Source organism: Novosphingobium sp. NFX11 (assembly GCF_057376415.1).
Window position 1 is genome coordinate 368,780 of the sequence record NZ_CP080386.1, and the last position, 24,562, is coordinate 393,341.

Consider the following 24,562-nt stretch of genomic DNA (forward strand, 5'->3'; position numbering starts at 1 on the left):
GTGGCGGCGCGCCAGACGTGCCGTCGCCGCCCGATCATCGATCCCGCGCGGCGGCGGGATCGTCATCCTCGGTTTTATGGATATCGTCCCGCTGGGTGCCGGCCTGTATGCCCGCACGGCTTGTCGCCGCATCCGCCTCCGCCTCCGCTTCACTGGGTGGGATGGCGCCTGCCCCGGCTCCCGTCTTTCCGTGCGCATTCATTCCTGGATTGGGAAGCCCCTCGCCAAACTCCTCGCGGGCGCTGAGTGCGCGATTTGCTTGGCCGGGCTTGCCGGGTTCTTTTTCTTTCATGCCTGGTCTCCGTTCTGGACAAGGGGCCTCAGAAGCATTGCCACCTCCTCGTTACCCTGCGCCTGCGCCAACGAAGCCGCGTCGTTGCCTGCGACATCCCGCACGGCAAGTTCAGCTCCCGCTTCCAGGAGGAGCGTGACGATCGGGCGGCGGTCGAACAGAGCGGCCATCATCAGCGCCGTCTGTCCTGCCGCATTGCGGTGCTGCGATCTGCCCCGGCTTCCAGAAGCATATGCGCGATTGCACGATGCCCCTTGAAGGCGAGACCCATCAGCGCGCTGCCGCTCCCGGTTGGATCGTCGGGCCCGTCGGGCCGTGCACCGAAGCTCAGGAGCAGGGCGGTGGTGCTCTGTGCCCGTGGTAGCTGGCTAGCACGAGTGGGGAATGGCCCCGCCCGTCGCATGCCTCGATATCTGCACCGGCCTCCAACAGTGCCGGAATGACATCATCGCGGCCAAGCCGGGCGGCCTCGAAAAGCAGCTCCTGGATCTCGCTCGGGAGGAGGCAGTGGCGCCCCGCCATGGCGCCGCTCTTGCGTTTCCGCATCGAACGCAGCCATCACTTGTTCGCTTCCAGAGATCCCTCCGCGTCGAGATCGACCTTCAATTCCTGGTCCCACAGGCGAAGAGCGGAACAGGTATCGAGGAAGCCTTTCGCTGCGACTGCCTTGTCGAGAGCAACCAGGCCCTCGTCGTGGTCTTCGGGAGCGATGCCGGCGCGTTCCATAAGCGGCAGCGCTTGCGGAGTATAGGCGATGAACTTGCCGTGAGCGAAGGCGTCATTGATGAAATCCTTGGCGGTCTTGTCCTGGGCCAGCATCGCTGCGCCGTCGTCGGAGACTACCAGCGCCACCGCGTCATAGAGAGCCGACGGCGCGCCATCGATCTTCTGCTTTCCCTCGATCACTGTGCCGTCGTCGAGCGTGGCGCCCGCGACCTTGGGCGTGACGATCTCGTAAACGGCAGGCAGCTTTTCAACCGCTGACACAAGCGCCCTGACGATCGCCGCCGGCGCCCCGTCGGTGAGGAGGATGCCGAGCTTGCGGCCTGCGAAGCTGTCCGGGGCCTGCTTTATGATGCTCAGCGCATCGGACGGCGCAAGGTCGGTTCGCGTCGGCACCGGCGCCGCGAATGGCTTCGGAAGCTTGGACAGGCCAAGACCGCCCGCGACCACCGTGGCGGGCCTATCGTCGATATTGCGCAAGTGGGAGACGATGCGCTCGCGCAAGTCCACGCGTTCGCACTTGGACAGCTCGAACACCAGTGCATCACCGATGTGCTTCTGTTCGATCGGGGTCTGGCTGATGAAGAACTGGCGCCTGACTGTAATGGTCGGCAAACTTGGCGGAGCGGACCTGTGCCTTGCGGCAAGTCTCCTCGGCCGCGAAGCGCTTGTCGAAATCGGACCGCGGCAAGGGACCATCGATGCATTTGTGTCGGACCTGAGCAGCCGCATCGCCGCGCTGGGCGCCGCGCAGAGCCTTGTGCTGCTCTCGATCGCATCCGAGAAGTCTCAAACGGAAGCATCGCTGGGCGGACTGATCGAGACGGTGCTCGCTCCCTACAGGGACGCCGAGCGGATACGGTTGACCTCCAGCGAGGCCCACGTCGGACCGCGCAGCGTCACGTCGCTCGCCTTGCTGTTTCACGAACTGGCCACCAACGCGGTCAAGTACGGCGACTTGTCGAGGCCTTGGGGGCACGCTTGTCGTGGACCTGGAGGAGGACGCAGATCACGTGACGATCCTCTGGCGTGAGCGGGGCTGGAAACGAGACGAGGAGCGCAAGGGGTTCGGAACGCAGCTCGTGAGCGCTGCCATCCGCGGCCTTGAAGGTTCGATAACCGTGGGCTGGCGCGGCGAGGAACGCCTCGTTGTTATCAGGATCCCGCTGTACGCGATCGCGAGATGAATACTCGTGATGAAGCGGTGAGTGAGCCTCTGCCGTCATGCGCTGTATTCGCCGGTCAGAAGCTTGCCTGCTCGCGCTTTTCCGGTCGGATGTAGATCGAGGTTATCCGGGGCGAGAGTGCTCTCATCTGAGCCTCGATATCCTCGATCAGCGTCTCCGCTTTGCCCATCGGCAGATCGTCGGCAAAATCGGCACTGGCTGCTACGAAAACGGAATCGGGGCCGGTGTGCACAGTCCGTACGTGATTGACCCAGGTGATGTCGGGATCTGCTTCCATCACTGCGCGCAGCGCGGCGATCAGCGTCGGATCGGCTGCCTCACCGATCAAGAGCCCCTTGGATTCTCGAGCCAGGACCACTGCAACCGCGGCAAGAACCAGTCCGATCAGGACCGAAGCCGCGCCATCGATGCGGGGGTCCTCGAAATGTCCGCTGGCCCAGATGCCCAGAGCCGCGATGACAAGGCCGATGAGAGCTGCGCTGTCCTCGAACAGGACTATGAAGCCCGGCGGATCCTTCGACCGTCGCACCGCCTGCCACCAGCTCTGCCCACCGCGCGCCGCGTTGAACTCCCGGGCGGCGATGGCCCACGATGCACCTTCCATCAGGAAGCCGATGCCAAGAACGACGAAGCTCAGTGTCGGATCCGAGATCGGATGCGGGTCGCGGATATGCGCCAGACCTTCGTAAATGGAGATGCCGGCACCGCCCGCGAAGATGAGGATAGCCACGACAAAGGCCCAGAAATAGAGCTCGCGCCCATAGCCGAAGGGATGGGCCGCGTCGGGAGGACGGCGGCCCTGCTTCTGTCCGTAGAGCAGCAGCAACTGGTTGCCGCTGTCGACAAGCGAATGGACGCCTTCTGTCGCCATGGCCGATGAGCCGCCAATCGCCGCCGCCACGAACTTGGCGATGGCGATCCCGATGTTGGCGGCGAGCGCACCGAACAGGACGATGTTATCCCGAAAGTGGCTGGTCTTCGCGGCCATGGTCTATTGGCCAGAAGGCAGGGCATAGGCGATCACCTGATCGCCGATGGGCGTCTCCATGAAATGATGGCCGCCTGGCGCTATAACCAGATACTGTCGGCCATTGACCATGTAGGTCATCGGGGTCGCCTGCCCGCCGGCGGGGAGAACGTCCTTCCACAGAACCTTGCCCGTCTTGAGGTCGATCGCGCGGATCAGGTTGTCGGTCGCCGCGGCGACGAAGATGATGCCGCCGGCGGTCACCACCGAGCCGCCGTTGTTGGGCGTGCCGATCGTCCATGGCAGCATCGAAGGGATGCCGAAAGGACCGTTGGTACGAGCCTCGCCCAAGGGCTTGTCCCAGATCGTCCTGCCCGTTGCCATGTCGATGGCGCGGATGCCGCCGTAGGGGGCTGCTTGCACAGCATGCCCGTCAGCGGCAGCCGCCAGCCGGCGTTCACGTCGATCGCGTAAGGCGTATGGGCCTGAGGATCGCCGGCACCTTCGGCGCCGCCGATCTCTCCGCGTGCCTGATCGCGCGGTGCCCAGCCTTTCCGGTTTGCCTCGGCACGGGGGACAAGACGCACGTAGTTGGGCATGTCGTTGTAATTGGCAATGATCACCCCACGGCGCGGATCGACTGCGATCCCGCCCCAGTCGGTGCCGCCGTTGTAACCGGGATACTCGATAGAGCGACGGTCGCTTTCCGGTGGTGTGAAGAAGCCCTTGTAGCTCGCCTTGCGAAACTGGATGCGGCAGATCATCTGGTCGATCGGCGACATGCCCCACATGTCGCGCTCGGTGAGTTCGGGCATGCGCAGCGTATGCCACAACGACACGCGCTGCGTGGCCGCCCGTTGTTCGGGTTCCACACCACCGCCGGGCGCCTTGATGGTGCCTACAGGGGTGAGGGGGCGACCGCTGCGCCGGTCGAGAACGTAGATGTCGCCCTGCTTGGACGGCAGCACCAGGGCGGGGGTGCCGTTGTAATCCACGAGGCTGGCCTGCGCGCCGAAATCGTAGTCCCACACGTCGTCGCGTACCGCCTGGAACTTCCAGCGGGGCTTGCCGGTGGTGACATCGAGCGCCACGAGCGAAGTCGCGAAGTCGCGCTCCTGCGGGCGGCGAAGGCTGGAGTAATAGTCCGCCGCCGCATTGCCCATCGGCAGGTAGACGAGGCCAAGCTGTTCATCACCGCTGGCGATCGTCCACATGTTGGGGGTGCCGCGCGCCCAACTCTGGCCCTGCGGCGGATAGCCGTTCCAGTCAGGGTGCATCATGTCCCATGCCCAGCGCAGCTTGCCCGTTACGGCATCATAGCCCCGGATTACGCCTGAAGGCGCCCAGCGGTCCTGCCCGTCGAGCACCTGATGCCCGGTGACGACCACGCCGCGCACGATCGTCGGAGGCGAGTTGATCGAGACGTAGCCCGGAGGAGTGCTGCCCATGCCGATCTTGGTATCGACCTCGCCATTGGTCCCGAAGGCCGCGCAGCGCGCTCCGGTTCGCGCGTCGATCGCGAAGAGGCGCGCATCGAGGGTGCCGTAGACGATGCGCTGCGCACACGCTTGCTCCGGCGGGGCACCAGGCACCACGAAATAGCTCACGCCGCGACAGGCGGCTGTATACGGGATCGCCTCATCCGACACTTTGGGGTCGAACTCCCAGCGCCGCTTGCCGGTCGCGGGATCGAGTGCGATCACCCTGTTCTTGGGGGTGCAGACGTAGAGCGTGTTGCCGACCTTGAGCGGGGTATTCTCCCCGCCGTAGGTCTTGGCGATCTCGGGCGACGAGGGCATGTCGCCGGTATGCACCAGCCAGACGCGCTTAAGATCCCTCACATTGTCCGGCGTGATCTGACCGAGCGGCGAGAACCGGCGCGCGGCATCCGTGCCGCCATACGCCGGCCAGTCGTCGCCGACTTGGGCGAGGGAAGGATCGCTCATCTCGAAGCGCAGACCAGGAAGGTCCTCGACCGGGCCGGTATCGGCCATGCGTTCGAAGATCAGACCCGATATCGTCGTCAGCACCAAGGCGGCCGCGCTGGTGCCGAGCGCCAGCTTCCAGCGGTTCGGACGAACGGAAAGAGTGGGCATGACCAGCAGCGTTGCCACCAGCAGCACCAGCGGGGCCACGACGCGCGGAACCAGGGCCCAGTTGTTGGCGCCGACCTCCGCGAAAGCCCAGATCACGGTCAGCACGAAAATTGCGCAATAGAGCCATCCGCCCAGTATGTTGCGCCGGATCAGCAGTACGCCGGAGGCAAGCATGGCCATGCCGGTGAGGACGTAATAGGCCGATCCCCCAGAACTGCGAGCCAGATACCGCCGATCGCAAGAACCATTCCTAGTACGGCTATGATGCCGCCCAGGACGACGGGCGCTATGGGGCGGGGGCCATGCGCTCGAGGTTCGGCGGGTTCATCGATTACACTCCGGAAACATTTGGTTGGGCGTCTGGTGAATGGCTCGGTGCGCCGAATGTTCCTTGGAATGCCGCGACTTGAGGGAGTCGGTTCAGTTTCTTCCCGCCAGATCGGGCCCGATCCCAGACAGTCGCCTTGGCAACGTGCTGGCAAGACTGAGATGAGGCGGCCTAGCCCATGTCCACGAGATGCACAGTACCCTTCCGGCCCGTCATGCTCGGCCAGCATGCGAAGGATGGCCGGAGCCGCGTTGAGCTCACGCTCCACACCCGCCATTCCGTCGAGCGAACCCTACCCTCCGGTGGGGCCGTCATCGCTCCGGGGTTTCGCCGGATCGTACATGCCGGCGCCCTCTTAGACCGTCGGTTCGTGCAGCGGGCAGCCATTGGCGGCCGCCCGGAAGTCGGCGGAATGCCGATAGGCACCGCGCCGCGCCCGGTTGACGCCTCCGAGCGGGCGGTGCGCGGCAAGGCCGGTCCATACCGAGAAGCGCATGTTTTCGTCCACTGTACGTACCCGTTCGGTATCCCAGCTGTCCTGGCGAGGAACATGCAGGCGGGCGACCTCGATGAAAGGCGCGTTGTCCTCTCTCCATTCGACCGAGGCATCTTCGATGGGCTGACAAGCGGCGTCGCGGCGCAATTGTACCTCGAATGCCCATTCGGCGTCGATACCTGCCATGTCTTCGCGCACGGTCTCGCGGATGGCATCAGGATGCCCTCTGGTCTGGATTTTCGTGCCGGCAAGTCGGGCGAGGGCAGGGCTCACAGGTCGCAGTCGGAACTTCGCTACAAATTGACCGTAGCGAAACGGCGTGACGCCGAAATAGGTTTCTCCCAGCGGATCGACCTGTGGCGCACCGCCAAGCCCTGCGAGCGAGGTGCTTTCCAATCCCACCGCGCCTAGTGCCGCATTGATGGTTTGCAGGACCTTGGAAGCCGCGATCTTGGCAGCCTCCGCCCGATCGGTTGTCTTGGCGAGCAGGTTGAGGCTTCGGGCAAACGTCTTCGCATCCGACGCGGTGAAGATCGGGCCATTGACCATGACGAAGTCCTGCGTCGAGCCTTGCGCGTCTTCGAGGCGCTCGCCCGTCACGTCGAGCACTTTGAGCGCCACACCGCGCGGCAGAGCGATGGCATCATCGAGGATGTCGCCGGGATTGGTAGAGATGCGCAGATAGGCCCGATGGCTGCCTGGCGTCGCGAAGAGCCCCTGCGCCAGTTCGGGGCGCAGGTCGGATGCAACAACGAACACACCTTCGAGGATCCCGTGCGCCTTGGCATGGACCGCGCGCACGGCACGACCGTAATGCGCACGGGTAACGTGGAGGATTTCATCGAAGGATGAATTGATGGACTGGAGCGTTTCGCCCTCATCGTCCTGCAAGGTCTCGATGTCCGGAGAATAAGGAAGTGGCGGCGGCGGTGTCATGGACGATGCTCCTTTATCGAGAGTGCGCGCACATCCGCCGTGCGGCTCTGATGACTACGGGAGCGATAACCGCTGGTCGGCGGTTAAGTGCCTGACTCCAAATAATCCGGATAAGATCCTCTAGCCCGGGTTATTCACGAGCCCGCCGCTCTGGTGTGTCCCGAGCTCAATCGGTGTTTGGCGGCGTGACTTGGGCGAGCGCTGGCGCCGGTGTTTTTCACCGCGTCAGGAGCAATGGGCTTTTCGAGGTTGACGGGACGAGGGCTCGGGTTTCGGCGGCATGGCCGCGCTGGCTATGTCGGCGCTGGCCGAAGACCGGTGGCGATGGCTTTGAACACGCCGGCGTCGGGGCATGCTGACGCGAAGGCGACACGGATACGCGAGGCGCTCTCGATGACGCGGGCAGCGACCTTGAGCAGCCTCAGGCGCAGAGTCGCGAACTCGGCAGCGGCCAGCGCAGTGGCCTTGGGGATGGCCTGCTGGATGCGCCACATCAGCCAGTAGGCGGCGGTATGCAGGATGAGGCGCATCTGGTTGGCATTGGCCGAGCGGCAAGAGGTGCGATCGCTGGCCAACTGGGTCTTGTGGCGCTTGATCAGGTTCTCGGCTTGGCCGCGCGCGCAGTAGAGCGTGTCGTAAATATGCTCGGCCGAGCCTTCTGTCAGCGAGGTGACGACATAGCGGATGTCCATGCCCAGCGTGCTGGCTTCGATCCGGGCGACGACGCGGCGTTGGCCCTTCCAGCTTTTGGCACCGTAGCGGGTCTCGGTATAATGGCGCAGGACCGGGCATTGGCGCTGAGCCCGCTTGACCGCGCAGGCATCGGCGACGGCGACAATGATCGGATCGGCCCGCAGCGCGGCGTTGGTCGGCAAGCCGAACACGTAATCGACCCCGGCCGCCTCGCAGAACGCCATGATCTCGGGCCGACCGTAGTGCCCGTCTCCGCGGATAGTGATGTGGGTATCGGGCCAGTGCTGGCGGATATGACGCACCAGGCGCCGGATGTGGCCGGCACCTTCGGCACCAGACGGCGTCTTGCCGGTGCGCAGCAGCATCGCGACCGGACGGCCGGTCGCAGTGTCGTAAACGTGGATCGGCAGAAAGCAGCGTTCGCCGTGATGGCCATTCCAAAACGAGAGCTGCTGATAGCCGTGCACGACATCGCAGGTGTCATCGATGTCCAGCGTCACCGCCGCCGGTGGGACCAGATAGCTGGCACAGTAGACGCCGATCATCGCGGCCATCATCCGGGCCAGTTCGCGCGTGGTCGGTGCATTCTCCCAGCGGCTCATCGTCGGTTGGCTCGCAAGCCCCGCGCCCGATCCCGGCAACTTGCCCAGTGCCAGGCGGAACCCCGGATCGTCGCGCAGGGCGTCGAGATCGTCAGCATCCTCGTAGCCACACGTGATCGCGAACACCCGGGCGCGCAGGATGTCATCAAGGCGATGGGTCACCCGCGTCGGGTCACGCGGATCAGCGATGCAAGCCGCAAGCCTCCGGCAAATTCCCATCGCTCGCTCGGCTTGCGCCAGCAGCAGAACGCCGCCGTCCGAGGTCAGCCGGCCACCGTCGAACGCGGCTGTGATCTTCTTCCCGCCAACCGCTGGAAACGAAAATCCCGGTGCGCTATCATCGCTCCCGGCGGGTGTGGTCCGTGGCATAAATTGCCTCGCTGCAGGACTGGTCTAGACACCCATTTTCCTACTGCAAAGCAATCGCTTACGCCACTCCCGCCAACCCTATCACCCGCCTACGTGAATAAAACAGGCTAGATCGCGCGCGATCCAGTGATAGTTACGTCTCTCTTGAACTAGCGCCAGCACTTTGGGAGCAAGCCGATCAGACTTGCGCCGGTCGCCGGTCTGCCGCCCGAGTTTCCGCCGGCGCGCCCGTGCTGCGGCAGGCCGGAGCGGACCCGCTTGCTAAGCATGTCACGCTCGAACTGCGCGATGCCGGCGAGCATCGTCGGCATCATCCGCCCGTGCGGCGTATCGACCTCGAAGGTCATGCCGCTCATCGCGACGACCGACACGCGCCAGCCCGACAGCCGGTTAAGCGTATCGAGCGGATCCTGGGTCGAACACCCCCAGCGGCTGAGTTCGATAACGAGGATCGCAATGGATATTCAACGACGTTCTCTACCTCTAATTTTTGCGAAAGCGGTACGGGACCCCACACTGAACGCCTGCCTCGCCACCGCAAGAATATGAGCGCGATTGAGCTGCGGATCCCTTCGGGGGAAGCCCGACCAGTTTTTCTGACATGGCGAACTTTCAACCCTTGAACATCGGAGATGCTCTCCGTATCTGAGGAAAAGAAGTGGAGAGTGTCTCCATATAGCGTGCCGCAGCGGATTTAACAGACCGTATCGGCATGGCAACGAGGGCGAAATGACGAAGCAGATGATGATCGGCATGCATCTGGGTAACGGATACGGCAACCTGCCCGGCGCCTGGCGTGCGCCGTCGGTCGATCCCATGAGCTATTCGAGTTTCAATGCGAAGGTGCGGCATGCTCGGGCTGCAGAACGCGGAAAGCTCCAGTTCCTGTTTCTGCCGGATGGTCCCACCCATGTCGGCGACCTCGCGAACGAACCGCCCCACTTTAATCTGGACGTCATGGCCACCCTGGCTGTCGTCGCGCGGGAGACAAAGCGGATCGGCCTCGTCGCCACCGGCTCGACGACGTTCAACGAACCATTCAACCTCGCGCGGCAGTTCAAGGCGCTGGATGTCCTCAGCCATGGGCGGACGGGATGGAACGCCGTCACATCGAGCGGCGAGGATGTCGCGGCAAACTACGGGGTGCGCCTGCCCTCCAGTGCGGATCGGTACGGACGCGCGCATGAGATGGTGCAGCTGGTCCAGGCGCTCTGGGGTAGCTGGGGCCGCGATGCGTGGGTGCACGATAAGGCCACGGGCCGGTTCGCCGACGCCGGACAGGTCGCGCCGATCAACATGGGCGGCACCTATGTCGCCTCGCGGGGGCCGCTATATATCCCGCCATCGGAACAAGGGCAGCCCGTCGTCTTCCACGCCGGCGGCAGTCCGAACGCCCACGCCTTCGCCGGACGCTACGCCAATGCCGTCATCGGCGCGGCGTTCACGATCGATGACGCGCGCGCGCAGCGTGCCGCGTTTCGTGCCGCAGCCGAGCAGGCCGGGCGAAACCCGGACGAGATCAAGTTCTTCGCCGGCCTGATGACGACGATCGCAAGCGACCGGCGCAAGGGCCTTGATCGCCGGATCGGCTTGAGCGAGCGAATATTTCCCCAGCGCGCTGCCTATCTCGCGCAGATGCTGGGCGTGCGACTGGACCTGGCACGGCTCAACGACCCACTGTCGCCGGAACAACTGGCTAAGGCGCGACCGTCGGCTGCCGACCCGCGCTCGCCCCATGCCTTGAAGATTGCCCGCGAAGGCTGGTCACTCCGCGACGTGCTCGCGCACGGCGTCATCGATTACCACCCTGTCATTGTCGGACCGTCGGTGGAGGCCGCCGATCACATGCAGCAATGGTTCGAGGCGGGCGCAGTCGATGGCTTCTGGGTGTCGCCGGATGTCTACGAGGACGGAATAGACGCCTTCGTCGATGGCGTGGTGCCGATCCTCCAGGACCGCGGGCTGTTCCACCGCGACTATGACGGCGCCACCCTGCGCGATCATCTGGGCGCTCCGGTCCAATACGGCATCGATCCGCGCGTCGCGCGATGACCTCAACCAAAACACCAACTGAAGGAAATGACATGAAAATCGGCATCATCGGCGCAGGAAATATCGGCGGCACCATCGCACGAAAGCTGGCGGCCAAGGGGCATTCGATCAAGCTTGCTGGTGCGGACGGCCCGGACGAGATCCGCGAGAAGGCGGCGGCGATCGGCGCTGTCGCGGTCACCCCACAGGACGCTGTCACGGACGTCGACGCGATTATCCTCTCGATCCCGTTCGCAGAGATCCCCAACGTCGCCAGCATCTTCGCAGACGTGTCGAGTGACGTAATCGTGATCGACACCGGCAACTATTATCCTTTCCGCGACGGGAACGTTGCCGAGGTCGATGGCGGCAAGCCGGAAAGCGTCTGGTCGAGTGAGCAACTCGGGCGTCCCGTCATCAAGGCGTTCAATGCGGCGCTCGCCGAGACGCTTGCCAATGGCGGCACGGCGGAAGGGACGACCGGTCGGATCGCAATCCCCGTCGCCGGCGACGATGCGAAGGCCAAGGCGATCGCGCTCGGTCTGGTGAACGAGGCCGGCTTCGACGCGCTGGATGCTGGCGATCTCGCGGGTTCCTGGCGCCAGCAGCCGGGTACGCCCGCCTACTGCACCGAACTGACGTTGCCCGAGCTGAAGATTGCACTGTCTTCTGCGGACAAGGCCCGTTCCCCCTTGATCGTGAGGCACTGATCAAGAGCTTCATGCAGGATAAATCCCCATTAACCCACGAGCAGACCATAGCGCGCAATCGCGAGTTTACCGCTCCGCGATGAGTGTCACGATCCATAGGGAGATGGCAGTTGGCGCCTCCCTACGGATCACTCGCTGACCCCGCAACGCCACGCCTATGCGTGACTGCATTCCCTCAACCATGGGAGACGAAATCATGATCCGCCACATTGTATTGTTTCGCGTCAACAACGGCACTCCAAAGGAGCGACAGCAGGAGGCTTGCGATCGCCTGAAGGCTTTGAAAGACACTACCCCAGGTCTGCGATCGCTCGAAGCAGGGTGTGATATTGGAATCGCGGGCAACTTCGATTTCGGACTTGTGGCGGAATTCGACGATCGCACCGCTCTTGATCAGTTTTCGAACGACGCCGCGCATTTAGAGGTAGCTTACTGGATCCTCGAATTCCGCAAGGACATCGCGATCTTGGACTTTGAAATCTGAAACTAACAGGATCGGGCGGATTAAGACCTGGCATGGGCAAGCTCTGCAAGCCGCCTGCGTCATGCCGATCCTGCGAGCTTCACGATCCCTCTCAAACGTTGGACGGGAGTATCACCGACAGCGTTTTAGGCAGCAGCCGCAATCCGGCACGCGCCAGATAAGAAATCGTGCGGCACCTGCTCTCCAGCGACATCAGCCCAGAAAGGAAATATCTATGAACAACCAATCCCCGAAGAAGCAGGCCGTTCAAAAATACCTGGACGCAGTTGGCAAAGGGGATGCTGAGGCAATCGCTTCTCTTGTCACAGAAGACTACATGCATGAGTTCCTTGGTAGCACCAGTTTCGCAACAAAGAAAAGAAATCTCCTGGAAATCCGAGAGATGCTCAAGACATTCAGGGCGTCGCTTGTCACCGATGGCGAATTTACGATTCATGACATCGCTGAAGAAGGAAACCTCGTCCTGGCGGTCTTCACCGGCAAATGCGAGTTGGTAAGCGGCAAGCGGTTTGATGGTGTCTATGCGGCGAGCTTCCATTTCCGTGGCGACAAGATCATTTCACTGCGGGAATTGATGGATACGAAGCTCGCTGACGCCGTCATGGCCTGAAGCAAGGCAGGCCGGAGGCTAGAAGGTGCCTTGTCACGGTCACGCTTCGTATTTTGTATCGGTGATTGCCTCCGTTTCCGTTGGATACTCAGTTAACCCGGATGCCTGATTCACTCTACGATCTCATTCGCTGACCGTGGTAGCGGTCGCTTAAAAGAGGAACACTCAAATGGTACAAATTCTTGAAGGACGTTCTATACTGGTTACGGGCGGTGGCAGTGGGATCGGTCGTGCTGTCGCATTGCGCAGCGCGGATGCGGGAGCCGCCATTACCGTCACCGACGTGAACGTCGAGGCGGGCACAGGCGTCGCCGACGAGATTCTGCGCAACGGTGGCCAGGCTCAGTTCGTCCGGTTGGACGTCACCGACGAAGCGCAGCACCATGCAGCGGTGGCAGCGGCGGTGAAGGCATTCGGCAAGCTCGACGGCGCCTGCAATGCGGCAGGAAAGCCATTCCAGGGCCGACCGATGCACGAAATCGACCCTGACTTCTGGGAAAGCTCTTATGCCCTCAACCTCCGCAACGTGTTCTACGCTACGCGCGCACAGGTGCCCGCAATGTTGGACGCCGGCAAAGGATCCATCGTCAATGTCGCATCGACTGCGGGTATAGCCGCTTTCCCCAGCGGCGCGGATTATGCCGCCATGAAGGGCGGTATCGTGTCGGCGACACGGGCAGCGGCGCTCGATTATGCCAAGCTTGGCATCCGCGTGAATTCCGTTCTCCCGGGCGCCACCCGTACGCCCATGATGCAAGGACAAATGGATGCGTTCGAAGGGCTTGAAAAGATGATGATGGCGGCGAACCCGATGGGTCGCCTCGCTGAGCCAGATGAAGTTGCCTACGCTGTTCGCTGGCTGCTATCTGACGAGGCGAGCTTCGTGACCGGCACCATGATGATCGTAGACGGCGGCCTGACCGCAGCCTGACGTCCAACGCTTGCGATTATCGGCTCAATGTGTGGATCGGCTTGGAAGTGGGATGGCCCCAGATTTCGGCCAAACATCTGATCGTAAATGAGAGACGATATAGCGTTGAGGCCCTGTTCGGGGTCAAGCAGGCCCCCAACAATTAGCGTCCCTCGCAGTGTATCTCAGATAATTGCGATGCGCGGAGGCGGGCACCACTTCTGTGCCGATCCACACTACTGACCGGCGCCGAACAGCGCTCGCTTACGATCCGGGCGTTCGCCGGGCGCACAGATTCACTATTTAAAACTGTTGAAACAAAGGAATTTTGATATGGAAATAGGCATTATCGGGACCGGCTTGATCGGCACCAATCTTGCGAGGAAATGGGTGGCCGCAGGTCACGCCGTTCGTATCGCCAATGATTTTGACCCCACTGCGCGTGACAATCTTGCGCGAGAGATCGACGCGCAGGCGATGCCGGTTGCGGACATCGTAAAGGACGTCGAGCTGATCGTCGTCACGATCCCGCTCAACGCCATACCCTCGCTGCCCAGCGGCCTGTTTGAAGCCTTGCCCGGTGACGCCATCCTGGTCGATACCTCGAACTACTTCCCGGCGCGCGACAGCACCATTGCCGCCATTGAGGAGGGCATGGTCGAAAGCCAGTGGGTTGAACAGCAGCTCGGGCGGCCGGTCATCAAGGCGTTCAACAATCAATTGGCTTACACACAGGCGCATGAGGGCAAGCCGGCAGGCACGCCGGGCAGGCTCGCCATGTCGGTCTACGGCGAAGATGCGGGAGCCAAAAACACGGTCATCGGCCTGATCGACGACCTCGGCTTTGACGGGATCGACGCGGGTCCGTTGGCAGAATCCTGGCGGCAGCAGCCCGGCACCCCTGCTTATTGCACTGAACTGACCGCACCCGAATTGAGAGCGGCGCTCGACAGGGCCGTCAAGGACAGATCGCCCAAACTGCGGGAACTCTCACACAAACGGCTTGATGCGTTCGGCAACGGCTTTCTTGCGTCCTTGGGGACGGGCGAATACACGCTTGGCTATACCAGCAAGGATGTAGTGCGGGTGTACAGGCAGCTGGAATCGGAACAGATCGGCGAGTGAGGATTGAGCAACCTTCCGTATGTATCGTCGTGTTTGTCCATTTCTGTCGCTCCATAGGTGCGTTATCTCCGTGGAATGCTGAAAATGGGCAGCCAGTGCCGGGGCGTGCCCCGGCACTGGCTGGACGGTCCCGACCCGGATGAATTTCCCTACCTCTGGTTACAACCCGGTGCGCGTTGAAGACGTATTCGTGCAGGAGTCGGAGATCTATGTGATTTTCGATCAGGTGGTTGGCGCGGCGGATAGCGGCTATCATCTCACCCGTAGACGTTCGCTTGTCTCGCGATGGCTTTTGCGATGTGCCAAAAGCTGGAAATTTGGGCCTAGTCGCCGACCTGAAAAAAGGACCAAGAATGAGTGGAGAGCAATTTGGCGAGGGTAGCACGGCGGCGGAAGTTGTCGCTGGACTCGATCTTGCGGGGAAACGGGTGCTGGTTACCGGAGTATCGGCCGGGCTTGGTGTCGAGACAGCGCGCGCGCTGGTGGGACGCGGGGCCGAAGTGATCGGCACCGCCCGCAACTTGGAAAAGGCGCTCAGGGTGACTACCGATATCGCAGGGCCAGGTGACTTAACGCTGGAAGAATGTGACCTCGCTTCGCTCGCCAGCGTTCGCGCCTGTGCGGACCGGCTGCTGGCAGACGGGCGTAAGCTCGACGTGGTGATCGCCAATGCTGGCGTCATGGCGTGCCCTCAGGGCAAGACCGAGGACGGGTTCGAAACCCAGTTCGGCACCAATCACCTTGGCCATTTCGTCCTCGTCAACCGCGTAGCCCCGCTTATTTCGGAAGGCGGACGTGTGGTGGTGCTGGCATCGGCAGGGCATCGTTATTCGGACATCGATCTCGACGACCCAAATTTCGAGCGTACAGAATATGATCCCTTCGTGGCCTATGGCCGCTCGAAGACGGCAAATGCGCTCTATGCCGTCGAGCTCGACCGGCGCCTCAAGAGCCGCGGCGTGAGGGTAGCCTCGGTTCATCCCGGCGGCATCATGACAGAGCTTGCCCGGCACCTCGACCCGGAAAGTATCTCCGCCTTTGCCGCGCGGACCACCAAGGGGCTCGCCCCCGTCAGGATGAAGACCGCCAAGCAAGGCGCCGCGACAAGTCTGTGGGCAGGCTTTGCCGCGCCAGCGGACGAGGTTGGGGGCGCTATTGCGAAGACTGCAGCGTCGCGAAGATTGCCGAGGTCGATCTGACCGAGCGCAAGGGCGTTCGGCCCTATGCGCTCGACAAGGACAAGGCGAAGGCGCTTTGGGCGATGAGCGAGCGGATGGTAGTCGAGCGATTTGATTTACTCTAGCCGTGCACGATGCGCGCCCACGCATTTTCGAGGGCGGAACAGGTCGATGATTACCGTTTGAGCAAATGCGTCGTCGGCATGTGGCAATAGCGGCCTGTCGCGGACAGGATTAAGTACGGGAGAGCTGGTGCGCTTGTGCGGTGGCGGCGGGTGTCGAAAAACCCTCTAGCGGCATTGTCACACAGCCAGCCAGTCCGCCCTAGCTTATCGTGCAAAAGTACCGGATCACGAAAGTTCCAGCCGGCTCCCTCCGCCTGGCAGACGTCGCGGGCGTTACGCGAACTGCGGCAACTCGTCGTTTATATCGTACCACTCGGCTTTCGATACGACGAAATAATGTGCGGTCGGCGGCGCCGGCAGCGGCGTATCGAGCGTCCCCAGCCGCAAGCGCACGACATCTGGCATGGTATCGCGGCGACTGATGATCGACGAGCCGCAGTTTGAACAGAAGACGCGTTGAACGCCTGGCAAAGAATCGAACGCCTTGAGCGCAGCCTCGCCCCCGATGACCACGAAGTCACTGGCCGCCACGGCAGCATTGGTCGCAAATGCGGTCGCGGTCGCTTTGCGACACCGTGAGCAGTGGCAATAGATTGCTGGACCGAGCTCGCCGCGGACTTCGTATTTCACGGTTCCGCAGAGACAACTGCCTTTATGCATAAAAACTCCCGTGGCTGAGGTAACGATCTGCGCATATTCTGGCGGGATGGAATTCGGGAAAGGTTCTGCCGCATTGCTGCCCGCCTGCTTCCTGCCTGATAGCTGATCCAGGCCATACCGCAGGCGGCGCAATCTATCTGACGAACGAAATTGTCGTCAGATCATGGCTTCCATGCCCATCATCTTGAGCAGGTCATTCTGGATGGGCGCTACGGCTTCATTGAGCCGCTCGACGCCAAAGTCCATGCCCTCAGGCATGACGACCGTCCGCAGGGGACGGCGCCCCGTTGCCTGGACGAGCTTTGCAATCGCATCGGCAACAAGTTGTGGTCGGGGCGGATGCGCAGGATCGTGCGACTGGTCCGCATTGGCCTTGATCTGCCCTGGAATCGCGGCAACATCGCCATAAGTGGCCAGCACACCCGCGTCAGAGGGCTGCGGGCTGGACGAAATGAGGTTGCTGGGAAACGGACCCGGCTCGACAATGACAGAGTCGATCCCGAAGCCGGACAATTCATAGCGGTAGGTTTCGGCAAGGGCTTCGAGGGCAAACTTGCTCGCAGAATAGACGCCGAAGAACGGAATGGTAATCCGCCCCATCAGCGAAGTGACCTGGATCAGAAGTCCGCTGCCGGCGGCGCGCATATGCGGCAGGACCGCCCGATCGGTTCGGATCGCACCAAAGAAGTTGACCGCGAACAGCCGTTCGACGTCGGCGATCGTATAGGCCTCGGTCACCCCGATCGGCATCAGTCCTGCGTTGTTGACCAGCACGTCGATGCTGCCGTGCTGCGTGATGACGCCGTCGATGGCCACCTGAACTGACGCGTCATCGGCGACATCCATTTCGACGACCTGCAACGGATTGCCTTGCGCCTGGGCGGTTTCGATCAGTTCGCCGCGGATCTTGCTGTTACGCCCGTCGATGTCGCGCATCGTCGCGACAACAATATGTCCCTGCCTTGCCAGTTCCAGCACCGTGAGCTTCCCAAACCCGCTGCTCGCGCCGGTCACGACCACTACCTTGTTGCTCATTCCAGATCCCGTCATCGTTGGAGATGGCGCACGGGTATACAGGTCTGTCTACTTGAGCAAGAAAAATAGACAGGTCGGTCTGTCCATAGGTGAAAAACGCATTATATGGTAATCATGGAAAACAGCGGCACCCAGCAATTGTCCAATTTCGATGGCCCGGCGCCTGCCGTGTTCCCTCCACGGGAACGCATCCTGAGAACCGCATCAGACCTGTTCTATCGGCACAGCATCCACACGGTCGGGATCGACAGGATCATCGCCGAGAGCGGCGTGGCCAAAATGACGTTTTACAAGCATTTTCCCTCGAAGGCGCGCCTCATCGCCGACTACCTTCGCGGACAGACCGCAGCCTGGCTGCAGATGCTCGCGATCGCGACTGATCGCCCCAGCCTGTCTCCAGTCGAGCGCGTGCTCGCGATATTCGACGCGCTCGATGTAGCGTTCCAGCAACAGCCGTTCCGTGGCTGTCCCTTCGTAAAGGGACTGGCCGAGTTCGGACCGGACGCAGACACGCCCGAGATTAAAGCAACGATCGCCAACTATTTCGGGAGCCTGCATGATCTGGTCAGCACGCTCATCGCGCCCTTGGCTTTGAGCAATCCCGAAAAAGCCGTGCTTCAGATCCTGTCGTTGATCCAGGGTGCGATCGTGATGGCGCAAACGACGTCGGACCAAGGCATAGCCAAAGCCAATCGTGACGCAGCCCGGTTACTCCTGGAAACCGAGGGCGCATGATAAGGACATCGAGCGCGCGGACGAGCCGTATGTCGATCCCATTTAATGTGTTGGATAATAGCGCCATGGCTCATGGAAGAAGCCGGGCTGATGACACGATGCGGTCGCACGGTCGAGGCGCAAGTAATGGGCGTGACTGATCGGACCAAGACGGCATGCCAACTGATGAAGAACCATCTCGACGAACTCCGTCGAGCGCTGGACGCTCTCGCTCACCCGCGGACGGACTGAAAATCAAACAAGGAGACGTAGTATGAAAATCGGTATTCTCGGCACAGGCAACATCGGCAAGACTCTCGTTCAGAAGCTGAGCGCGGCCGGGCATGACGTGAAGGTGGCCAATTCACGCGGACCGGAAACGATCGACGCAGAAACCCTGTCGGCGGGCGCTCGGGCGGTCACCGCAGCGGAGGCCGTCGTCGGCGTCGATGCGCTGATCCTCTCTATCCCGCTCGACCGCATTCCGGGCGTTGCGCCGTTGATAGCCGACGTCGATGCAGAGACCGTCATCATCGACACGTCGAACTATTACCCGGGGCGCGACGGCCAAATCGCGGCTCTGGATAATGGTCAGGTCGAGAGCGAATGGGTCTCGGCGCAGTTGGGCCGGAAGGTTGCAAAGGCGTGGAACTGCATTGGGTCCGGATCGCTGGCAACGAATGGCAAGCCTGCGGGCGATCCCGACCGCCTCGCCATTCCGGTCGCCGCCGATAGCGATCGGGAGCGCGCCGTCGCCATGGCGCTGGTGGAAGACACCGGCCTCGACGCGTTCGATGCCGGCACGCTGGCCGACTCGTGGCGGCAGCAGGCCGGCGCGCCCTGCTACTGCACGGATCTCCGTCGCGACGAGCTGCCGGCGGCGCTTGCGGCGGCCGATGCGGCGCGCTCACCCGCCCGACGCGACCTCTTGATCGCCGTCGTCATGGAGCGCATGTCGGGCGGCACGGCAACCGTTCCGGATCCTGACCATCTCCTCCGCGCAAGCCGCGCGCTGTTCATGTAATATAGCCGATGCCGAGGCGTTCGCCGCGATGGCGCGACGCCTCGGCATCCGCAAACGATCAGTAGCGCTTTACCGGGCTCGACCTCGGCACCGCGCTTATTTGTTAGCACCGGCCAATCCCGCCTGAAATCCAGCGGTGTCGAAATAGTCCGACCAGCGCATGATCTTGCCGTCCAAGTCCAGTTCAAAAATCCCCATCAGCGGAATGGAGGCCAGTAGATTACCCGACGCATCGTACATATAATCGATCCGTTCGGTCAGAACCTTGTCGCCGACAGAGGCAATGGCAAGCAATTCAAACCTCATCGAGGCCATTCCCAAGTTTGCGCCTAGTTGGTTTATCAGCGCAATCGCTTCGTCCACCCCCTCGGTCTTGGCGAGATCCAACATTGTCCCACACGGTCGAGGGAGTAAACCAACGACGGTAAGCAGCCACGATGCCGTCCGTATCCGCGTCCATAGCGGCGATGAATTCACGGACGATGGAAAGTGCATCCTGCATGATATATCTCCTTTATATTCATAACTAAATTGAAAACGGAACTGTAGAAATACGCCTCTGAGTTGGTGATTTTTTCATTTATAGCCGCTGGTTGAACGAGTTGATTACTCGCCCAGACGCTCCAGGTTCTTCGATTCCGCATCGACGGTGTCACGCAGGACGACGAACACTATCTCACGGAACCCGTTCGCATATAATTCGTCGGTTCTCTTATCCATGTTCTCCGGGACCGAAAAATTGGACAGGGGGTCCATGACGACAATATGATCCAGTTCGTCAAAACAGCTGCCCGTCGACGACATCTTTTTCTCAGAGATCCGCCAAGAGGCCGGCCATCAGGTCTAGGAAGGCAAAAGCCCAACGTCACGGAAGTCTTCGATCACCGCGTCGTATAAGGAGATATCTGACCGGCTTCTTGCCAGGAGTTGCGCTCCGGCAATGGCCCCGAAGATAGCCCGTGCCCTTTTTCGCTGTTCTCGATCGGGACGATCGAGGCCGCGGATAGTTGCCTGCCAATCCAAGCCACATTGACGTCGGCGAAGGTTTGCACTTCCTTTTTCACAAGATCCGGCAGGTCGTCATATTCTGCAGCCATGAAACTGCCCATGCACATCCGGTTGTCATTCAAAAGGGCCGCGCGGAATATACCAGGGTATCGCTGCAGACAGGCTAGCGGGTCCGGCGTTTCGTCGGACATGGCCTCCAAAGCAATGGCGGCATCTTCCCAATAGCGCCTCGCTACCGCCGCACCCAGGTCAGCCTTGCTCGCAAAATGATAGTGGATGCTTGCCGATTTGATCCCAACATCTGCGGCTAGGTCCCGAAAGTTCAGGCCACCATAGCCTCGCGCCTGCGCGGTTCGCCTCGCGGCGTCCAGGATCGACTCCTTGGTATTCCTACTCATTTCGAACTCTCGCACTTTGCTGCCTATCAAATGGCAGATAGGCATTGACGCACCTGAGAGCGATAGCCTAAATCATCTATCAACTGGTAGATAGAAGGGATTTTCGTATGCGGATATATGACCGTCAGGCCGGACCACATCCCACTCGAGTACGGATCGTCCTTGCCGAAAAAGGCCTCGATGATCAGGTCGAGTTTGTCAGCGTCGATCTCATTGCTGCCGCGCAGAAGCAGCCCAGCTTCCTGGCGATGAACCCAATCGGGAAGATTCCCGTGCTCGAACTCGACGATGGCACCATCATCTCTGAATCGACGGCCATCACTGAATATCTCGACAATCTGGATGGTAACCCGATCCTGACTGGCACCACGCCTCGTGAGAAGGGTCTCATCCACATGATGCAGCGTCGAGCGGAGATGATGCTGATCGATGCCGTTGACGATTATTTCCATTATGGTACCCCCGGCCTTGGCGCCGCGCTGCGACCGTGGCGGGCGCCCGATTGGACCGGTGCGAAGGAATGGGGCCAGCGGCGCGGCGCATACGCCGTGGCCAGTATGCCCTACTTCAATGATGTGTTGGCGGCGCAGCCGTTCATGACGGGCGAGAAATTTTCGATGCCCGATATAACGCTGTTTGCCGGCCTGATATTTGCCGACATTGTCGGCTTGCCGATCGCTTCCGAACTCACCGCCCTCCATGCATGGCGCAGCAAGGTGGCCGAACGGCCTGGTGTCAAAAATCGCACCGGTCAGACGCCGCTCCCGGAAGATCTGGCCCGCCTCAGTGCCGTGTCATAACAAGGTCTTATCTGTAGGGTGACGCGGATGCGGATTTGCAGGTCGTGTAGCGGATTTGGCTAAGTTCGCGAGTTCCGGGCACTTCACGTTGATGCTGCTGGCCAAAGCTATCGCACCGCGATCGCCATCACGCTCGCGCGACCGATAACATCGCTGTCAAAGATTTCGGACGCACTCTTGACCATCGACCACCAGCCTTTACAGATTCCCGACCGCCTTTTCGGCACGATTAGACAAAGATGGCGATCGGAAAAGCACAGGTATCGGTAAAGATGCACAACGCTCACTTTCTAATTCTTTAGATATCATCGTGGCCGCAGAATGGTGGCCATCGACATCGGTCGTTGCTGTACCGAACGCCAACGTTTTACGAACCATATCAGTTATAGCCTTGGCCTCACTCCGGGATCTGTTCCGATTCCAGTTCCCTGTACACCCGCACGACATCCTTGCTTGTATAGCCGAGCGTGTATTCGCCCGTTCCTAAGGATGCGAGGAAGCCGTCGCCGAACGCATTAAGCCGCTGGTGTGACAGTTCCCGCAGTTTGGGCGATCTGTCCTCGACGGCCCTGCCGAGCGCCGCGCGCAACTCAGGCGCGGTCAGTTCGGTGCAATAGGCCGGGGTACCGGGCTGCTGCCGCCACGATTCTTCCAACGGGCCCGCATCGATCCCGTCGAAGCCGAGATCGTTGATCAGGCCGATGACGGCCTGTTTGGCGCCCGCATCGTCGCCATAGACCGACATGGCGAGCCTGCCCGGTGTGCCTGCCGGCCTGCCTTCATGCGCCTGCGTGTAGGCCAGCTGGTTGTTGAACGCCTTGATGACCGGTCGCCCGAGCTGCTGTTCGACCCATTGGCTTTCGACCATGCCGTCCTCGATGGCGGCGATGGTTCTGTCGCGCGCCGGAAAGTAGTTCGAGGTATCGACCAGAATGGGGTCGCCCGGCAAGCCGTCGAACAAGCCGTCGGGCAGCGAGGGTATGGCGTTGAGCGGGATCGTGACGACGATCACCTCGACATCCTTCACGACAGCCGTGACCGGCATCGTCTGCGCGTCGATCTCTCGCGCAAGGTTGTCACGCGTAGCAGGGTCGAAATCATTGGCGATACGAACGGCGTGACCTGCGGCCGCCCATTTCCGGGCAAGATTGGCTCCAATCAGCCCTGTTCCGATAATTCCGATTTTCATGGCAGTTTCCTTTATTCGAAGTGCAGAATGATGATCTTCCTGTTCGGAGCGACGGGAAGCCGCTGTTTCCAAACAGCCCCGTCGACATTTTAAGAAGATGACCGCTTATCGGCAGACATAACTGCCCGCCTTATTGAGGTCGCCTGCGTTGAAAGTGACCTTGGAAGGGTAGACGCACATGGGCAGGGTCTTCGAAGTCGGCTTGTCGTCGAGCGATTTGAGCACGACGTTGCCGGGCGTGACGCCCTTTTCCACCCAATCCGTCAGCAGAGCATAGATTTCGGCCTTGCGCGGCGCGAGAACCGGCGGATTGGCCGCGGGGTTGCTCGTACCGTTCCGTGAGCCGTGGGCCATCCCGGGGATCAGATAGAAGCGATAGAAGTCATTCACGCCCGAAAGACCGCCCATCTTCGCCAGAACCCGCTCGAAATAGTCGACCGATCCCAGATAGGGCACCAATTCGTCGTTTGTGGCCTGGACATGGATGAGCTTGCCGCCCCGCGCCTTGAAGGCGGTAAGGTCGGGATCGTCGGTGTTGATGTCGCCAAATTGCGGCTGCAGCGCGACGCTGGCGTCGAACGCCTGCGCCAGTTGTTCGTAGCGCATCGATTTCCAGCCATCCGCGCCATTGGCCTTCGCATTGTGGAAGGACGGCCTTGCTACCGTCGGATCCTGCAACGCCAGCGCCAACATGTCGGCAGAGATCGAGAATGGAGCATCTCCCGCCAAAGCGATCAGGCTTGTGCCTCGTGGCAGTCCGAACCACTTGCGCTTGCCCTCCAACGGACCGACCCCGTTATCGATCGCAGGATCCGGCACGCTGCCGTCGGAGGTCATGCCGTACCAGATCTTGTTGATCGCCAGCGCCTGTGTCCGTGTCACGCAGTCGGCGGTGCGGTTGATTCCGCCGTCGGCAGCGCAGAGGACCGCCCGATCCTTCGTCGGATCATAGCGGCAGGTGGCATTGTCGAGAATGAAGCCGAGATGCTTACCGTCGATCAGATCGCAAGCCCCGATCGCCGCGTTGGAGACCAGGTTCAATTGGGCGGGCGTCATATGGCGACCACCCAGATCCCGCTGGATCACGATCTGGGGATAGAGATTGGCGATCAGGAATTTCGACCAGTTGATCCCCGGCACGACCGAGATGATCCCGTCGAAATCCTCCGGATAGCGTTGCGCCTGCTTCAGGCCCTGGCGTCCGCCCGAGGAAAGGCCGTCCCAATAGGTGTATTTCGGCGCCACACCATAATAAGCTTCGGCCAGCGCCTTCGCCAGGACGACCTGCAGATGGATCGCGCGTGACGAGAAGTCGGTCCAGAGCGTCGTGTTGATCGTCCCGTCGGGATTCATGGCGAAGGCGCCATTCATGACACCCCGGTGTGCCCCGTGTCGGTGGTTGCCACGACGGCGCCTTCCTGACCGGCCACGAACGGCGCCGAACTCAGATCGTTCGATATCGTATAGGACGATATCTTTGCCGGGTCGGCTTCTTCAGTGCCTGCCCAGCCGGAGCCGCCGATGGCATGGACGCGGCCGTTCCAGGCATCCTTCGTCGGTAGCCAGACCTCGATACCGATTCCGGCGGAAGTTGATGGCGCGCCTGCCGGGCCGGCATTGCCCGGTCCTACCAACAGCTTCACCAGGCACAGATCGGCCGTCGCGATCGTCGGTGGTGCAGAGGGATCGAAGCGGTTTTCCTCCGGTGTATCCGGAAACCGATCCCCTTTGCTGTACGCCTTGACTAACAGCACCTTGGTGTCGGCATTCGGCTTGAAGCTGGCCGCGATCGAGTTGTCGCAGGTGAGGGGAAGCGGCTTTGCGCGCGTCGCAGCATGCGCCGGCAAAGCGGCCGTGGCGCTCGCCAGAAGC

The 24,562-nt window shown here is 61.5% G+C and carries 23 protein-coding genes and 5 pseudogenes; 12 read left to right on the forward strand and 16 right to left on the reverse strand.

All coding sequences use genetic code 11. The features are described 5' to 3' along the window. Positions 1-34: 34 nt before the first annotated feature. The 4 genes from KZO24_RS28410 to KZO24_RS28425 all read right to left on the reverse strand — a co-directional run bounded on the left by KZO24_RS28410 (position 35) and on the right by KZO24_RS28425 (position 1,552). A complete protein-coding gene (locus KZO24_RS28410; RefSeq protein ID WP_486488378.1) occupies positions 35-292 on the reverse strand; it encodes a hypothetical protein in 258 nt (85 codons plus the stop codon). Next, positions 289-465 (reverse strand): hypothetical protein, encoded by a 177-nt coding sequence (locus KZO24_RS28415; protein ID WP_486488379.1) that lies wholly within the window; start codon positions 463-465, stop codon positions 289-291. The genes KZO24_RS28410 and KZO24_RS28415 overlap by 4 nt, the downstream gene beginning before the upstream one ends. Before the next feature lie 154 nt (positions 466-619). Beyond that, complete coding sequence (locus tag KZO24_RS28420; RefSeq protein WP_486488380.1) at positions 620-838, reverse strand: ankyrin repeat domain-containing protein; 219 nt, start codon at positions 836-838, stop codon at positions 620-622. 12 nt (positions 839-850) lie between these two features. Further along, on the reverse strand, positions 851-1,552 hold the full coding sequence (locus tag KZO24_RS28425; RefSeq protein WP_486488381.1) for a hypothetical protein: 702 nt from the start codon (positions 1,550-1,552) through the stop codon (positions 851-853). Between the two features lie 43 nt (positions 1,553-1,595). On the opposite strand from KZO24_RS28425, the gene KZO24_RS28430 reads away from it, so the two are divergent. Both KZO24_RS28430 and KZO24_RS28435 read left to right on the forward strand, forming a co-directional pair. Further along, a complete protein-coding gene (locus KZO24_RS28430; RefSeq protein ID WP_486488382.1) occupies positions 1,596-2,048 on the forward strand; it encodes an HWE histidine kinase domain-containing protein in 453 nt (150 codons plus the stop codon). Continuing rightward, entirely contained in the window at positions 2,029-2,202 is a 174-nt protein-coding gene (locus KZO24_RS28435; protein WP_486488383.1) for a hypothetical protein, read from the forward strand. Before KZO24_RS28430 ends, KZO24_RS28435 begins: the two co-directional genes overlap by 20 nt. 55 nt (positions 2,203-2,257) lie before the next feature. Here KZO24_RS28435 and KZO24_RS28440 read toward each other — a convergent pair whose 3' ends face one another. From KZO24_RS28440 to KZO24_RS28460, 5 genes and pseudogenes are all read right to left on the reverse strand, one after another. Then, positions 2,258-3,190 (reverse strand): cation diffusion facilitator family transporter, encoded by a 933-nt coding sequence (locus tag KZO24_RS28440; protein ID WP_486488384.1) that lies wholly within the window; start codon positions 3,188-3,190, stop codon positions 2,258-2,260. 3 nt (positions 3,191-3,193) lie between these two features. Next, positions 3,194-5,513 (reverse strand): annotated as a pseudogene (locus KZO24_RS28445) (membrane-bound PQQ-dependent dehydrogenase, glucose/quinate/shikimate family). A gap of 435 nt (positions 5,514-5,948) precedes the next feature. Then, positions 5,949-7,025, reverse strand: coding sequence for a catalase family protein (locus tag KZO24_RS28450; protein WP_486488385.1), 1,077 nt, complete (start codon positions 7,023-7,025; stop codon positions 5,949-5,951). Between the two features lie 293 nt (positions 7,026-7,318). Then, positions 7,319-8,689, reverse strand: coding sequence for an IS1380 family transposase (locus tag KZO24_RS28455; RefSeq protein ID WP_330705790.1), 1,371 nt, complete (start codon positions 8,687-8,689; stop codon positions 7,319-7,321). Between the two features lie 81 nt (positions 8,690-8,770). Further along, a pseudogene (locus tag KZO24_RS28460) lies at positions 8,771-9,144 on the reverse strand (recombinase family protein); the annotation flags it as partial. Positions 9,145-9,430: 286 nt separating this feature from the next. Between KZO24_RS28460 and KZO24_RS28465 the strand changes: the two are divergent. The 7 genes and pseudogenes from KZO24_RS28465 to KZO24_RS28495 all read left to right on the forward strand — a co-directional run bounded on the left by KZO24_RS28465 (position 9,431) and on the right by KZO24_RS28495 (position 15,862). Further along, positions 9,431-10,741, forward strand: coding sequence for an NtaA/DmoA family FMN-dependent monooxygenase (locus KZO24_RS28465; RefSeq protein ID WP_486488386.1), 1,311 nt, complete (start codon positions 9,431-9,433; stop codon positions 10,739-10,741). Positions 10,742-10,773: 32 nt separating this feature from the next. Then, positions 10,774-11,513, forward strand: a pseudogene (locus KZO24_RS28470) (NADPH-dependent F420 reductase). 113 nt (positions 11,514-11,626) lie between these two features. After that, a complete protein-coding gene (locus tag KZO24_RS28475; RefSeq protein ID WP_486488387.1) occupies positions 11,627-11,914 on the forward strand; it encodes a Dabb family protein in 288 nt (95 codons plus the stop codon). Between the two features lie 214 nt (positions 11,915-12,128). Continuing rightward, positions 12,129-12,524: a nuclear transport factor 2 family protein gene (locus tag KZO24_RS28480; protein ID WP_486488388.1), complete on the forward strand. Its 396-nt coding sequence runs from the start codon at positions 12,129-12,131 to the stop codon at positions 12,522-12,524. 169 nt (positions 12,525-12,693) lie between these two features. After that, the gene (locus KZO24_RS28485) at positions 12,694-13,455 is read left to right on the forward strand and encodes an SDR family NAD(P)-dependent oxidoreductase (protein ID WP_486488389.1); all 762 of its coding nucleotides are present in this window, start codon (positions 12,694-12,696) and stop codon (positions 13,453-13,455) included. A 312-nt stretch (positions 13,456-13,767) separates the two neighbouring features. Then, entirely contained in the window at positions 13,768-14,559 is a 792-nt protein-coding gene (locus tag KZO24_RS28490) for an NADPH-dependent F420 reductase (protein ID WP_486488390.1), read from the forward strand. 353 nt (positions 14,560-14,912) lie between these two features. Then, positions 14,913-15,862: pseudogene (locus KZO24_RS28495) on the forward strand (SDR family NAD(P)-dependent oxidoreductase). Between the two features lie 273 nt (positions 15,863-16,135). On the opposite strand, the gene KZO24_RS28500 reads toward KZO24_RS28495, so the two are convergent. Both KZO24_RS28500 and KZO24_RS28505 read right to left on the reverse strand, forming a co-directional pair. Continuing rightward, entirely contained in the window at positions 16,136-16,522 is a 387-nt protein-coding gene (locus KZO24_RS28500) for a GFA family protein (protein WP_486488437.1), read from the reverse strand. Between the two features lie 156 nt (positions 16,523-16,678). Beyond that, entirely contained in the window at positions 16,679-17,557 is an 879-nt protein-coding gene (locus KZO24_RS28505) for an SDR family oxidoreductase (RefSeq protein ID WP_486488391.1), read from the reverse strand. A gap of 114 nt (positions 17,558-17,671) precedes the next feature. Here KZO24_RS28505 and KZO24_RS28510 point away from each other — a divergent pair, with 114 nt between their 5' ends. Next, positions 17,672-18,292: a TetR/AcrR family transcriptional regulator gene (locus tag KZO24_RS28510; protein WP_486488392.1), complete on the forward strand. Its 621-nt coding sequence runs from the start codon at positions 17,672-17,674 to the stop codon at positions 18,290-18,292. A 253-nt stretch (positions 18,293-18,545) separates the two neighbouring features. Continuing rightward, on the forward strand, positions 18,546-19,295 hold the full coding sequence (locus tag KZO24_RS28515) for an NADPH-dependent F420 reductase (protein ID WP_486488393.1): 750 nt from the start codon (positions 18,546-18,548) through the stop codon (positions 19,293-19,295). 96 nt (positions 19,296-19,391) lie between these two features. Here KZO24_RS28515 and KZO24_RS28520 read toward each other — a convergent pair whose 3' ends face one another. Beyond that, entirely contained in the window at positions 19,392-19,685 is a 294-nt protein-coding gene (locus tag KZO24_RS28520; RefSeq protein ID WP_486488394.1) for a limonene-1,2-epoxide hydrolase family protein, read from the reverse strand. 453 nt (positions 19,686-20,138) lie between these two features. Continuing rightward, positions 20,139-20,701: pseudogene (locus tag KZO24_RS28525) on the reverse strand (TetR/AcrR family transcriptional regulator). Between the two features lie 107 nt (positions 20,702-20,808). On the opposite strand from KZO24_RS28525, the gene KZO24_RS28530 reads away from it, so the two are divergent. Further along, positions 20,809-21,501: a glutathione S-transferase family protein gene (locus tag KZO24_RS28530; protein WP_486488395.1), complete on the forward strand. Its 693-nt coding sequence runs from the start codon at positions 20,809-20,811 to the stop codon at positions 21,499-21,501. A 397-nt stretch (positions 21,502-21,898) separates the two neighbouring features. Here the strand turns inward: KZO24_RS28530 and KZO24_RS28535 are convergent, their stop codons facing one another. The 3 genes from KZO24_RS28535 to KZO24_RS28545 are packed head-to-tail and all read right to left on the reverse strand — an operon-like array spanning position 21,899 to position 24,537. Continuing rightward, complete coding sequence (locus KZO24_RS28535; RefSeq protein ID WP_486488396.1) at positions 21,899-22,762, reverse strand: NADPH-dependent F420 reductase; 864 nt, start codon at positions 22,760-22,762, stop codon at positions 21,899-21,901. A 33-nt stretch (positions 22,763-22,795) separates the two neighbouring features. Beyond that, the gene (locus tag KZO24_RS28540) at positions 22,796-24,061 is read right to left on the reverse strand and encodes a tannase/feruloyl esterase family alpha/beta hydrolase (protein WP_486488397.1); all 1,266 of its coding nucleotides are present in this window, start codon (positions 24,059-24,061) and stop codon (positions 22,796-22,798) included. Continuing rightward, positions 24,058-24,537 carry a hypothetical protein gene (locus tag KZO24_RS28545; RefSeq protein ID WP_486488398.1) on the reverse strand — a complete coding sequence of 160 codons (480 nt, stop codon included), beginning with the start codon at positions 24,535-24,537 and terminating at the stop codon, positions 24,058-24,060. Before KZO24_RS28545 ends, KZO24_RS28540 begins: the two co-directional genes overlap by 4 nt. Between the last annotated feature and the right edge of the window lie 25 nt (positions 24,538-24,562).

Excerpts from the sequence above, each read along its gene's own strand:
- KZO24_RS28430 (WP_486488382.1), top strand. The coding sequence starts at position 1,596 with ATGAAGAACTGGCGCCTGACTGTAATGGTCGGCAAACTTGGCGGAGCG.
- KZO24_RS28480 (WP_486488388.1), top strand. The coding sequence starts at position 12,129 with ATGAACAACCAATCCCCGAAGAAGCAGGCCGTTCAAAAATACCTGGAC.
- KZO24_RS28515 (WP_486488393.1), top strand. The coding sequence starts at position 18,546 with ATGAAAATCGGTATTCTCGGCACAGGCAACATCGGCAAGACTCTCGTT.
- KZO24_RS28475 (WP_486488387.1), top strand. The coding sequence starts at position 11,627 with ATGATCCGCCACATTGTATTGTTTCGCGTCAACAACGGCACTCCAAAG.
- KZO24_RS28455 (WP_330705790.1), bottom strand. The coding sequence starts at position 8,689 with ATGCCACGGACCACACCCGCCGGGAGCGATGATAGCGCACCGGGATTT.
- KZO24_RS28420 (WP_486488380.1), bottom strand. The coding sequence starts at position 838 with ATGCGGAAACGCAAGAGCGGCGCCATGGCGGGGCGCCACTGCCTCCTC.
- KZO24_RS28510 (WP_486488392.1), top strand. The coding sequence starts at position 17,672 with ATGGAAAACAGCGGCACCCAGCAATTGTCCAATTTCGATGGCCCGGCG.
- KZO24_RS28540 (WP_486488397.1), bottom strand. The coding sequence starts at position 24,061 with ATGAATGGCGCCTTCGCCATGAATCCCGACGGGACGATCAACACGACG.
- KZO24_RS28485 (WP_486488389.1), top strand. The coding sequence starts at position 12,694 with ATGGTACAAATTCTTGAAGGACGTTCTATACTGGTTACGGGCGGTGGC.
- KZO24_RS28465 (WP_486488386.1), top strand. The coding sequence starts at position 9,431 with ATGATGATCGGCATGCATCTGGGTAACGGATACGGCAACCTGCCCGGC.
- KZO24_RS28505 (WP_486488391.1), bottom strand. The coding sequence starts at position 17,557 with ATGAGCAACAAGGTAGTGGTCGTGACCGGCGCGAGCAGCGGGTTTGGG.
- KZO24_RS28530 (WP_486488395.1), top strand. The coding sequence starts at position 20,809 with ATGCGGATATATGACCGTCAGGCCGGACCACATCCCACTCGAGTACGG.
- KZO24_RS28500 (WP_486488437.1), bottom strand. The coding sequence starts at position 16,522 with ATGCATAAAGGCAGTTGTCTCTGCGGAACCGTGAAATACGAAGTCCGC.
- KZO24_RS28450 (WP_486488385.1), bottom strand. The coding sequence starts at position 7,025 with ATGACACCGCCGCCGCCACTTCCTTATTCTCCGGACATCGAGACCTTG.
- KZO24_RS28415 (WP_486488379.1), bottom strand. The coding sequence starts at position 465 with ATGATGGCCGCTCTGTTCGACCGCCGCCCGATCGTCACGCTCCTCCTG.
- KZO24_RS28410 (WP_486488378.1), bottom strand. The coding sequence starts at position 292 with ATGAAAGAAAAAGAACCCGGCAAGCCCGGCCAAGCAAATCGCGCACTC.
- KZO24_RS28520 (WP_486488394.1), bottom strand. The coding sequence starts at position 19,685 with ATGTTGGATCTCGCCAAGACCGAGGGGGTGGACGAAGCGATTGCGCTG.
- KZO24_RS28440 (WP_486488384.1), bottom strand. The coding sequence starts at position 3,190 with ATGGCCGCGAAGACCAGCCACTTTCGGGATAACATCGTCCTGTTCGGT.
- KZO24_RS28490 (WP_486488390.1), top strand. The coding sequence starts at position 13,768 with ATGGAAATAGGCATTATCGGGACCGGCTTGATCGGCACCAATCTTGCG.